The following is an 11,206-nucleotide window of genomic DNA, read 5'->3' on the forward strand; positions in this document are numbered from 1 at the left end:
CGGGCCCGTGGACTGTCGGACCTCGTTTACCGGCGATCATCCGCGCGGCCGCTTAAGTGAGGCTTGTGCGGACCACCGACAAGACGCCCCCTAGGGGGTGGCAGGGGTGCTCGGCGGCGGGTGGGCGGGGCCAACCTCGGTCCATGGACACTCACACCGACAGCGACACCACCGCCGGGACCGAGCCGCCGGCAGCGGCGATCGTCTTCCCCGGCATGCAACCGACGGCCTTCTCCGAGGTGGCCCGGTTCATGCTGGTCAATCCGTACGCGCGGGAGCTGCACGCGATCGCCGACGACGTGCTGGGCTTCTCGCTGGCCGACCGCTACCAGCAGGCCGACGGCGACTACTCGCTCTACGGGCAGATCTCCTTCGTGGTGAACTGCCTCGCGCTGGCGCGGTGGGCCACGGACCGGCTGGAGGTCGCGCCCGCGTACGCGACGGGGCCGAGCTTCGGCGCCCGGGCCGCCGCCGTCTACTCCGGCGTGCTCGACTTCCCCGATGCGGTACGGATGACCGCGCGCCTCGCCGACACGATGGAGGACTACTTCGCGCGGGAACACCCCGCCCTGGTCACCCAGTCGATCGCCCGGGTACCGCAGGAGAAGGTCGCGCTGCTGCGCCGGGAGCTCGAGGAGCGGGGTGAGTGGAGCGACGTGTCCTGCGTGGTCGACCACGACTTCACGATGCTCACGGTGCACGAGTCGGTGCTCGACTGGCTCCAGCGGCGGATCCGCTCGCTGGGCGGCATGTCGATGTACACGATGAAGCCGCCCATGCACTCGTACCTCTTCGGGGGGCTGCGCGACCGGGTGGACGCCGAGATCTTCGACGGGCTGACCTGGTCCGAGCCGCGGCTGCCGCTGGTCGCGGACCAGGACGGCCGGGTGGTGACCACCGGCGAGGGCGTGCGCGGGATGCTGCTGGACGGCTTCGTCTGTACGGTGCGCTGGCCGGACGTGGTGTCCACGCTGGAGGGGGCCGGGGTCGGCCGGCTGTACGTGTCCGGGCAGGACGGGCTGTTCACCCGGGTCGCGTGCACCACGCGCGCCTTCGAGGTGGTGCCGGTGACGCCCCGCTCGGCGATGCGGCCGGTGCGGCGACGGCTGCCGGTCGCGGCCTGAGCGGCGGGCACGGGGAGGGGCCGGTACCCGCTGGGTACCGGCCCCTCCCTCATGTGCGGCTACTTGCCGTCCACGGTGAAGGCGTAGAAGGTGCCCTCGGTGAGGCTGCCGGTGGTGCCGCCGCCGTTGGCGAAGCGGGCGTAGCCGTTGCCCCAGTAGACGGTGCCGTCGACGACCGCGGGGCCGGCGTTGGACGAGTACGGCGCGGTGAAGTCCCAGAGGTAGGCGCCGGTCGCTGCGTCGAACGCGTACATGCGGCCGCTGGTGGAGCCGCCGAACACGACGCCGTTCGCGGTGGTCAGGGCGCCCCAGGCGAAGCCGTCGGTGCGGTCGGCGACCTGCCACAGGACGCGTCCGGTCTGCGGGTCGAGCGCCGCGAAGGAGCTGCGGGTCGTCGTCGTGCCGTCGGCCAGCTGGTAGGGCTGGCGGTTGAAGTTGGCCTCGGCGAGGTAGATCCGCTTGTCGTCATTGGCGGTACCCCACTGGATGCCGCCGATGTGACCGCCGGGGCCGGCCGCCGCGCTCCAGACCACGGCGCCGGTGTCCGCGTCCATCAGCCAGTACTCGCCGCTCTTCTCGCCCGCGCCGATCACCTTGCGGGGGCAGCCGTCGGGCCCCTTGATGGTGAACAGGTGCGCGCCGTCGCCGAAGTCGTAGTCGTAACCCGGGTTCGGCGGGCAGTTGTTGGGCGGGAAGCCGGGGATGCAGCCGGTGTTCCAGGCGTCGAAGCGCTTGGCTCCGGTGTTCCACTTGACCTGGCCGGTCCGCATGTCGAGGGCCAGCACGGTGTCCACGTAGTTGTCCGGGGCGTAGCACTCGGCAGGGGTGTGGCCTGCGGTCTGGCAGTCGCTGACGGACTTCGGGACGGTGTAGTTGTTGCCGGTGGTGAAGTACACGGTGTGGGTCGCCGGGTCCAGGGCCGGGGTGCCCCAGACGGCCACGCCGCTGTAGCCGCCGGGCTGACCGCCGTTGTCGGGGGTCGTGTACTGGCGCCACAGCCGGTCGCCGGTGGCGGCGTCAAAGGCGTTCACGCTGCCGCGGAAGGTGCAGCAGGGGTAGGCCGGGTCGAGGGCGCCCTCGGATTCGCGGGAGGAGACGCCCTGGTAGATCACGCCCTCGTGCACGACGGGAGACTGGGTCAGCACCGCCTTGTACTGGGTGTCCACCTCCCGGCTCCACACCTTGTTGCCGGTGGCCGCGTCGACGGAGATCAGGACGGCCTTGTTCCAGTCCGCTATGTACACCTTGCCGCCGACGACGGCGGGGCTGGTCCGGGCGACCGAGGCCGCGTCACCGGTGTACTCGGACACCTTGCGCGACCAGATCGGACGGCCGGTCTTCGCGTCCACCTTGTGCAGGTAGCCGCCCCAGTCGGGGAAGTACACGGCTCCGCCGACCACGGCCGGGGTGGCGGACACGTCGCCGTGGGTGGCGTACGTCCACTTGGCCTTCAGGCGGCCTACGTTGCCCTTGCCGATCGCCGTTTCCTGCGGGTTCGCCCGGCTGTTGCGGATGTCGTGACCGCCGGTCGGCCAGGCGGACGGGGGCAGGGCCGCGCTGGTGGCGGGAGCCGAGAACAGCGTGGCGGTCAGTGCGAGTACGGCGAGCAGCGCGAATCTGCGGACCGCTCCCTGGCGGGTCCGGGGTCTTGTGCGCATGGGTCTTCCTCTTCCGTGCTGTGATGGGTTGGTTCGGGTATCAGCCCGCGGTCACCGGTACACGGGTGCCGTGCAGGGCGGTGGCGCGCGCGGTGAGTTCCAGCCGGTCGGTCTTCTTGTTGGTGTTCAGCGGGAACTCGTCGAGCCGGTGGTAGTGGCGCGGGATCAGCTGGGCGGGCAGCAGCCCGGCCAGGTCGCGGTGGAACTCCTGCGGGGAGCGCTGCCCGCCGAGGTAGAAGGCGACGAGCTCGGTGCTGTTGGCCACGGGTACGCCGACCACCACCGCGTCGGTCACCGGGGTGCCGGCGCGCAGGGCGTGTTCCACCTCGGCCAGTTCGACCCGGTAGCCCTGCACCTGCACCTGGGAGTCGGTACGGCCCAGGTAGACCAGCTCGCCCCCGGCGAGCCGGCGTACCCGGTCGCCGGTGCGGTACCAGCGGACGCCGTCGCGCTCCAGGTACTTGCCGGCCCCGTCGGCCGGGTCCAGGTAGCCGGCCGACAACTGCGGGCCGGACAGCCATAGTTCGCCCTCCTCCGGGGCCGGAACGCCCTGCTCGTCCAGGAGCAGTTCCGCGTGGCCGTCGTGGAGCAGGCCGAGCGGTACCACCCCGTTGACTCCGAGCCGGGTGGACTCCTGCGGTGACCAGGTGTGCCGGTGGGTGGTGATCGTCATCTCGGTCGGGCCGTAGACGTTGATCACGGCGGAGCGGGGGGCGGCCTGCTGCCAGGCGTCGGTGTCCTGGAACTGGAGCGCCTCGCCGCCGAAGTACGTCCAGCGCAGCGTGGGCATGCTGCCCGGCAGCAGGCGTCCGGTGCGGCGGGACAGCGAGATGACGCTGGGCGCCGAGAACCAGACGGTGATGCCGTGCTCGGCGACGAAGGCGGGCAGGTCGCGGTAGGCGTGCGGGGAGACCGAGACCAGCGGCGCGCCCACCGCCCAGGCGCACCACAGGTCCGAGACCGCGGAGTCCCAGTTGAGGTTGGCGGCCTGGGAGAAGACGTCGTCGGCCGTGAAGTCGTACCAGGCGTCCATGAGGGCGAAGTAGTGCGCCATGTTGCCGTGCGTGAGCCGTACGCCCTTGGGCCGGCCGGTGGAGCCGGAGGTGAACAGGACGTACGCCACGTCCTCGGGTCCGGCGGACCAGCTCGGCTCCGCCAGCGCGGTGTCCGGGCCGGCGAGGAGCGGCCGCAGTCCGCTGCCGGCGGTGAGCGCTTCGGCCTCGGCGGGGGTCAGGTGCGGTGCCAGCACCGGGAGGTCCCCTGGTCCCGCGGCGAGTTCCGCGGCGAGTTCCGTCGCGAGCAGGGCCGCGCCCTCCTCGTCCACCACGAGGGCGGACACCTCCGCCGACGCGAGCATCGAGGCGATCTTGCCGGGCGGGAAGTCGGCCAGCACCGGCACCGCGGGGAGCCCGGCGTACAGGCTCGCCAGGACGGCGACGTACGAGGTGAGGCTGCGGCCGGCCAGGATGCCGACGGCCTTCGGCGGCCCGCCGGGGGCGCTCAGCAGCGCGCCCGCCCAGGACAGGGCCAGTTCGTGGGCGGTCGTGTAGTCGACGGTCTCCTTCCCGACGCGCACGGCCACCCCGCGCGGTGAACGTTCCAGACCGCGCAGGAAACGTGCGTGCAGCGCGGTCCGCGCCATTGGTTCCATTTCTGCTCCTCCTCGCCGGGAATTATCGGTCAGCCATTTCCCGGACCATTTCCGGGACGCATTGACAGTCGTCATCGGACGCCTCCATCATTCCCGTATGCCAGAACTCACGAAGCACACCTGGGACGGCGCTTTCGAGGCCGTCGTACGTCCGTTCCTGCCCTATCTCTCACCCGACGAGAAACTGACCGGTGACGCCGAACTCCGTGACCTGGGGCTCGACTCCATGGGTACGGTCGAACTGCTCGCCGCTCTGGAAGGCGCTTATGACGTCCGATTCCTGGACGATGCGCTGAAGCTGGAGAATTTCGCGAGCCCGGATATTCTCTGGAACACCCTGATCACGCAGACGGAATCCGCCGCTTGAGAAAACCGGTCCACCTGCGGCCCGGCGAGGATTTCATATCCGAGTCGGGCCGTTCGCTTTTTCCGGAGCCGGTCAGGGGACCAGTTGCCGGAAACTCTCCTCGATCCTGTCGAGCGTCTTGCGGACGTGCGGCAGGGCGGTGGGGTCCTGCGCGTCGAGGGCGAGCTGCTGCTGCTCGGCGGTCTCGCCGTACAGCATGCTGGTGGCGCATTTGAACCGCAGGGCGTCCCCCTCGTCGCCGAGCAGGTGTCCGGCGAGCACCACGATCCCCAGGTCCAGCATCCGGCGGGCCAGCGTCGGCGAGTCGGTCACCTCGTACTTCGCCAGCTCCTCACGGACCGGTTCGAAGTCGGGGTAGACGTAGAACGCCCCGGTCGGCGGCCGGCAGCGGGCGCCCGCGTCCACGGTGATGCGGTGGACCTCGCGGGCGACGGCCCCGTGCAGCCGGGCGCTGGCCCGCAGCCGGTCCCGTACCTCCGGCGGCTCGCCGAAGGCGTACGCGGCCACCTCCTGCATCGGCCCCGCCAGCGTCGACCAGACCTCGCTGGCCACCGAGACCACTCCGGTACGGATCCACTCGCCCCAGGGGCCCTGCGGGAAGCGGGCCACGCCGATGCGCCAGCCGCCCAGGGCGAGGCTCTTGCTCAGCCCGGTGGCGATGACCGTGCTCCCGGGGGCCACCTCGGCCGGGCTGAGGTACTCGGTGGCCGGGTCGTGCACCACGTCGCGGTAGATCTCGTCCGAGACGATCAGCAGGCCCTCCTCCTCGGCGATCGCGCACAGTTCGCGGATGAGCGGGGGCGGGGCCAGGGTGCCGGTCGGGTTGTCGGGGAGGGTCAGCACCATGATGCGCGGGTCTCGGCCGAGGACGCGGGCCGCGGTGATGCACTCGCGCAGGGCGTCCGGGTCCGGTACCCCGCCGCACTCCTCGGGGATCGGGACGGCGATCGGGTGCTTGCCGGCCAGCCGGGCCTGGGGGGCGTAGGTGTTCCAGGCCGGCCGGGGCAGCAGTACGTCGCCGGGGACGGCCAGGTTGAGGGCCATCAGCAGCGGCTTGCTGCCGGGGGCGACCACGATCTGCTCCGCGTCGGTGGGGATGCGGCGGCGGCTGAAGTAGCCGGCGGCGGCGTTGCGGACCGCGGGCGAACCGGCCACCGGCCCGTAGGCGTTGCGGTGCGCTCCCGCGGCGAGCCGTTCCACCAGGGGCTCGAACGCGGGCAGCCGGGACTCCCCGAAGCCGAGGTGGATCAGCGGTTCGCCGGCCGCCTGGCGCTGTGCCACCAGCTGGTTGAGCGCCAGGTTCGGTGACATCCGCATGTCGTTCATCCCCTGCTCCCCACCGGCGCGGCCGCCTTCGTCCCGAAGAGCTCCTGTCCGCCCGACCACGCCGGTCCCCCGATGGCGCGGGCGATGTCGGCCGGGACGGTGCGGTCGAGCCGCAGTTCGTCCAGCCAGGCCGCCTCCGGGTCGTAGTGCGCCAGGAAGGGCCTGCCGACCAGGGCGGGGTCGCGGGCCTGGACCATGTGCAGCTGGAAGAAGCGGCCTTCGGCGTTCTCGACGATCCCGTCCACCGCGACCTTGCCGGGGGTCGCGGACATCACCGGGCCGCGTACGGTGCGGGCCAGGCCGGGCAGGGTGCGATAGGCGCTCTGGAAGATCTCGGCCGCCCGCGCGAGGGGTACCCGGAAGTAGTCGTAGGGGCCGGTGTCGCGCTCCACGAACATGTAGTACGGCACCGAGCCGGCGGCGAGTTCGGCCCGCCACATCTCGCTCCAGACGGCCGGGTCGTCGTTGACGCGGGCGATCAGCGGCGCCTGGCAGTAGACGAGGGCGCCGGTGGACCTGATCCGGGAGATCGCCCGCCGGGCGAGGTCGGTGGCGAGCTCGCGGGGGTGGCTGAAGTGCGCCATGACGGCGAGGTTGCGTCCCGAGGCGACGACCTGCTCGAAGAGGCGCAGCACGTCGTCGGCGTCGGGGTCGCCGGTGAAGCGCTGCGGCCAGTACGCGACGGACTTCGTGCCGATCCTGATGGTCCGTACGCTCTCCACGGCGAGCAGCGGCTCCAGGTGGGAGCGCAGCCGCTCGGTGGACATCACCATCGGGTCGCCGCCGGTCACCAGTACGTCGGTGACGTCGGGGTGGTGGCCGAGGTAGGAGACGAGACCGCTCGGGTCGGGCGCGGCGAAGCGCAGGTCCGCGTCCCCGACGAACTGGGCCCAGCGGAAGCAGTAGGTGCAGTAGGAGTGGCAGGTCTGGCCCTGGCTCGGGAAGTAGAGCACCGTCTCGCGGTACTTGTGCTGGAGTCCGGGGATCTCGACGCCGTCCCGGGTGGGGACGTTGAGCTCCTTCTGGCCGGACGGGTGCGGGTTGAGCCGACCGCGGATCTGCTGCACGAGGGTGCGCAGCGCGACCTTCGACGCGGGGTCCGCGGAGAGCGCGGCCAGGTCCCGTTCGTTCTGCTCGGTCAGCATCCCCCGCTGCGGGAACACCAGTTGGAACATCGGGTCGTCCGGAATGCGGTCCCAGTCGATGAGGTGCGACAGAACGTACTCGTTGACCCGGAAGGGCAGCACCATCGACACGAGCCGGACGGTCTCCCGTATGTCGGCGGGCAGGCCGTGGCGGTCGGCGATCTCGTCGAGCTGCCGCGGCCCGTACGCGCGGAACCGTGCCGTCTCGACAGAATCGGTTGCCAGCAGGGACATGCGGATATTCCTCCAGCCTGGTGCCTGGCAGTTCCGAGCGTGTGCTCGAATGCGGTTCGATGCTAGGGAGAGGATTCGGCCACCGGACCCCAGATCCGACCCCAGCCCGACCCTTACGGCACCCCGGCGGCCCGCTCGCGCGGAGCGCTCCAGCGGCGCGGTGTGCCGACCGGCGCGGACCCGGACCCGGGCATGGCGAAGCCGCCCAGGACCGGCGGGGGTTCAGGTCCTGGGCGGCTGTCGGTGGGCCCCTGACGGGGGCAGGTGCCTTACGCGGTGCCCGCGCCCGGCTGTGCGGCCTTCTGCGCCGCCGGGGCGCTCTGCGCGGCGAGTTCCGCGGCCCGCTGGTTGTCGGTCTGGACGGAGCGCAGCCCGATCAGGGCGAAGACCGCGGCGCCGGCCATGACGACGGCTCCGGCCACCGAGGCGGCGTGCACCTCGGTCGTGAAGGCGGTACGGGCCGCCTCGATCAGACTGGCGGACGCGTCGCCCGAGAGCTTGCCGGCGGCCGCCAGGGCGCCGCCGATGGTCTCGCGGGCGGGCTCCAGCGCGTCGGCGGGCACCCCGGCCGGGGCGTCCAGCGCGGAGCTGTTGCGGTAGACGGCGGCGCCGATGCTGCCCAGCACGGCCACGCCGAGGGCGCCGCCGAGCTCCTGGCCGGTCTGGAGCAGGGCGGAGGCGGTACCGGCGCGCTCCGGCGGCACCTGGCCGACGACGAGCTCGGTGACGAGGGTGAGCACCGGGGTGAGCCCGACGGCCAGCGCGATGATGCCGATCAGGATCAGCACCAGGCCGTCCTCGGCCGGCACCTGGGTGAGCATCAGCAGGGCGAGGGTGGCGACGGTGAACCCGGCGCCGATGATGTGGGCGGGCTTGACGGTACGGACGAGGACGGTGGCGACGGGCACGACGGCGCCCACGGCGAGCGTGCCGGGGATGGTCCACAGCGCGGACTTCAGCGCGCTCATGCCGAGGACGGACTGCATGTACTGGGTGCTGAAGAGCGAGTAGCCGACGAGGGTGAAGCAGGCCAGCATGTTCACGGTGACCGAGGCGCCGAAGGCCCGGTTGCGGAACAGCGAGATGTCGATCATCGGGTCGCTGCTGGTGCGCTGGCGGCGCAGGAACAGCGGGACGATGGCCAGGCCGACCGCGATGGCGACGACGTGGGTGACGGAGAAGCCGTCCACGGCGATCTTCTTGAAGCCGTAGATGACCGGCAGCACGATGGCGAGCGAGAGCGCGGCGCTGATCAGGTCGAACTTCCCGGCCGCGGCGTCCTTGAACTCCGGCAGCAGGAACGGCGCGGCGACCAGCAGGAGAAGCATCACGGGGACGTTGATGAGGAAGACGGAACCCCACCAGAAGCCGGTGAGGAGGGCGCCGCTGACCACGGGGCCGAGCGCGGCGCCGGCGGCCATGCCGGTGGACCAGACGGCGACGGCGGTGCGCCGCTGGGTCTGGTCGCGGAACAGGTTCCGGATGAGGGCGAGCGTGGAGGGCATGAGGGTGGCGCCGCCGATGCCCTGGAGGGCCCGGGCGGTGACCACCATCTCGGGGTTGGAGGCGTAGGCGGCGAGCAGCGAGCCGCCGCCGAAGACCACGGCACCGATCAGCAGGAGGCGCCGGCGGCCGATGCGGTCGCCGAGCGCGCCCATGGTGAGCAGGACTCCGGACAGGACGAAGCCGTAGATGTCGATCATCCACAGCTGCTCGCTGCCGGAGGGCCGCAGGTCCTCGCTGATGGCGGGGATGGCGAAGTAGAGAACCGTCAGGTCCATGGAGACGAGCAGCACGGGCAGGAGCAGTACGCCGAGGGCGATCCATTCCTTGCGGCCCGCCTTGGCCTCCGGTCCGGTCGTGTCGTTCTCGCTCAGGGAGCTGGTCATGGGGGCTGTCCAATGCTGTCGGGACGGGACGTGGGTACCAGTGAACGGAATGGCGGGAGGGGCGGGGCGGGTCCGGACCGGGAACAGGGGTCGGAACAGGGGTCAGGACAGGGGTCGGAACAGGGGTGGCGCGGGGACGGGGCGGGGTCGGGGCGGGTCGGAACAGGGGGGCCGGACCGCCGGTTTCAGGCCTCCTCGGCGGCGCGTGCCGCCAGGGCCCTGCGGTCGGTCTTCCCGTTGGGCGTGAGCGGCAGACCTTGGATCAGGCCGACCTTCCGCGGAACCATGTACTCGGGCAGGGTCTGCTTGCAGAACGCGCTGATCACGAGGGGGTCGGCGGTGAAGCCGCGGGCGGGCACGACGTACGCGTACAGCTCCGGATCGTTGCCCGGACGCGGGCGGACCACGGCGGCGGCCGCCTCGACACCGGGGAACTCCAGGAGCCTGCGCTCGATCTCCCCCAGCTCCACGCGGTTGCCCCGGATCTTGACCTGGAGATCGGAACGGCCGACGAAGTACAGCTCACCACTCTCGCCGCGGTATGCCAAGTCATTTGACTTGTACACGAGTTGACCGGAACGGGGGTTGAGCGGATCGGGCACCAGGACGGCCCGGGTGGCCTCCGGATCGTCCCAGTAGCCGGTGAAGAGGGAGGGGCCGCGCAGGTGGATCTCGCCCACCGTCCCGGGTTCCCCGACGGGCCGGCCGTCCTCGTCGATCAGCAGCATCTCCGCGCCCGGGTAGGCGAATCCGATGGAGAGCTTGTCGACGCCCTCGGGCAGCGGGTTCGGCACGTCGGTGAGGGAGAAGGCCATCGCCTCGGTGGGGCCGAAGCAGTTCACCACCCGCGCCTGCGGCAACAGGCCCTGCAGCTGGCGCAGTTCGGGAAGCGGGAAGGCCTCGCCGGAGAACAGCACGCCGCGCAGCTGGCCGGCCAGCTGGGCCAGGCCCTTGGCCTCGTGGCGCAGTACGGGCCGCCAGATCGACGGCACCCCGTCGACCTGCGTGGCGCCGGTCTCGGTCAGGAAGCGCAGCAGCCGGCGCGGCCAGTGCATCAGCTCCCGCGGTACGGGGATCAGCTGGGCGCCCGAGCCGAGGGCGAGCCCGATGTCCAGCAGCGCGAAGTCGAACTGGAGCGGCGAGGTGGTGGCGAGCCGGTCCTCGGCCGTGACGATGGAGTGCTGGAGCATCCCCCGGTAGAAGGCGAGCACCCCGCGGTGGCTCATGACCACGCCCTTGGGGCGCCCCGTGGTCCCCGAGGTGAAGATCATGTACGCGGGGTCGGTGCCGACCGCCTCCCGCCGGTGACGGGTGCGGGGCGCGGGCGCGCGCTCCACGACCACCCCGTCCGGGCCGAAGCGTGCCGTGCCGATGGACTCCGGGACGCCCTCGCGCGTGCCGTCCGCCGTCTGGAGATGCAGGGCGGGCTCCGCGGTGGCGGCGATGGCCAGCAGCCGCGGGGTGGGGACCTCCGGGCTCACCGGGATGAAGGTGAGCCCGAGCATCGAGCAGGCGAGGAGCACGGCCACGGCGGCTGCTGAGTTGTCGGACTCCAGGATCACCCGGTCGCCGATGTCGAGGCCGAGCGAGTCCAGGGTCACCGCGTAGTCGTGGGCCCTGCGCTCGAGTTGGCGGTAGGTCAGCACCCGGGAGGTGCCGTCGGGGCCGGCCTCCCAGGCCGCCGGGCTGTCCGGCGCGGTCCTGGCCGCCGCCAGCATGAACTCGTGGATGCGCTCCGCCGGTCCGCGGACCGCGGCCGGGCGTATCGTGCTCAGGCTCACCGCTGTGCCACCTCTGCTCGTCCGGGTCCAA

At 71.7% G+C, this 11,206-nt stretch carries 8 protein-coding genes; 2 read left to right on the plus strand and 6 right to left on the minus strand.

Annotated elements, in window-relative coordinates:
- Positions 1–143 precede the first annotated feature (143 nt).
- A complete protein-coding gene (locus OHA89_RS09170; protein WP_406365856.1) occupies positions 144–1,124 on the plus strand; it encodes an ACP S-malonyltransferase in 981 nt (326 codons plus the stop codon).
- 59 nt (positions 1,125–1,183) lie between these two features.
- Here OHA89_RS09170 and OHA89_RS09175 read toward each other — a convergent pair whose 3' ends face one another.
- Together OHA89_RS09175 and OHA89_RS09180 are read right to left on the minus strand one after the other, a co-directional pair.
- Positions 1,184–2,782, minus strand: coding sequence for a PQQ-binding-like beta-propeller repeat protein (locus tag OHA89_RS09175; protein WP_266614132.1), 1,599 nt, complete (start codon positions 2,780–2,782; stop codon positions 1,184–1,186).
- A 40-nt stretch (positions 2,783–2,822) separates the two neighbouring features.
- A complete protein-coding gene (locus tag OHA89_RS09180) occupies positions 2,823–4,433 on the minus strand; it encodes an AMP-binding protein (protein WP_323186083.1) in 1,611 nt (536 codons plus the stop codon).
- A 97-nt stretch (positions 4,434–4,530) separates the two neighbouring features.
- Here OHA89_RS09180 and OHA89_RS09185 point away from each other — a divergent pair, with 97 nt between their 5' ends.
- A complete protein-coding gene (locus OHA89_RS09185) occupies positions 4,531–4,800 on the plus strand; it encodes a phosphopantetheine-binding protein (RefSeq protein WP_257553605.1) in 270 nt (89 codons plus the stop codon).
- A gap of 72 nt (positions 4,801–4,872) precedes the next feature.
- Here the strand turns inward: OHA89_RS09185 and OHA89_RS09190 are convergent, their stop codons facing one another.
- From OHA89_RS09190 to OHA89_RS09205, 4 genes are all read right to left on the minus strand, one after another.
- Positions 4,873–6,126 (minus strand): pyridoxal phosphate-dependent aminotransferase, encoded by a 1,254-nt coding sequence (locus OHA89_RS09190; protein WP_215149920.1) that lies wholly within the window; start codon positions 6,124–6,126, stop codon positions 4,873–4,875.
- Complete coding sequence (locus OHA89_RS09195) at positions 6,123–7,505, minus strand: KamA family radical SAM protein (protein WP_406365857.1); 1,383 nt, start codon at positions 7,503–7,505, stop codon at positions 6,123–6,125. Before OHA89_RS09195 ends, OHA89_RS09190 begins: the two co-directional genes overlap by 4 nt.
- A gap of 269 nt (positions 7,506–7,774) precedes the next feature.
- Positions 7,775–9,394 carry an MFS transporter gene (locus OHA89_RS09200; RefSeq protein ID WP_215149922.1) on the minus strand — a complete coding sequence of 540 codons (1,620 nt, stop codon included), beginning with the start codon at positions 9,392–9,394 and terminating at the stop codon, positions 7,775–7,777.
- 185 nt (positions 9,395–9,579) lie between these two features.
- Positions 9,580–11,175 carry an AMP-binding protein gene (locus tag OHA89_RS09205; RefSeq protein WP_406365858.1) on the minus strand — a complete coding sequence of 532 codons (1,596 nt, stop codon included), beginning with the start codon at positions 11,173–11,175 and terminating at the stop codon, positions 9,580–9,582.
- Positions 11,176–11,206 lie beyond the last annotated feature (31 nt).

The sequence above is a fragment of the Streptomyces sp. NBC_01546 genome, assembly GCF_045208355.1.
In the GTDB taxonomy this organism is placed as follows: domain Bacteria; phylum Actinomycetota; class Actinomycetes; order Streptomycetales; family Streptomycetaceae; genus Streptomyces.

What these genes read in the sequence shown, in the direction of transcription:
- OHA89_RS09175 (WP_266614132.1), bottom strand. Translation starts at nt 2,782, where the DNA reads ATGCGCACAAGACCCCGGACCCGCCAGGGAGCGGTCCGCAGATTCGCG.
- OHA89_RS09190 (WP_215149920.1), bottom strand. Translation starts at nt 6,126, where the DNA reads ATGAACGACATGCGGATGTCACCGAACCTGGCGCTCAACCAGCTGGTG.
- OHA89_RS09200 (WP_215149922.1), bottom strand. Translation starts at nt 9,394, where the DNA reads ATGACCAGCTCCCTGAGCGAGAACGACACGACCGGACCGGAGGCCAAG.
- OHA89_RS09180 (WP_323186083.1), bottom strand. Translation starts at nt 4,433, where the DNA reads ATGGAACCAATGGCGCGGACCGCGCTGCACGCACGTTTCCTGCGCGGT.
- OHA89_RS09185 (WP_257553605.1), top strand. Translation starts at nt 4,531, where the DNA reads ATGCCAGAACTCACGAAGCACACCTGGGACGGCGCTTTCGAGGCCGTC.
- OHA89_RS09170 (WP_406365856.1), top strand. Translation starts at nt 144, where the DNA reads ATGGACACTCACACCGACAGCGACACCACCGCCGGGACCGAGCCGCCG.
- OHA89_RS09195 (WP_406365857.1), bottom strand. Translation starts at nt 7,505, where the DNA reads ATGTCCCTGCTGGCAACCGATTCTGTCGAGACGGCACGGTTCCGCGCG.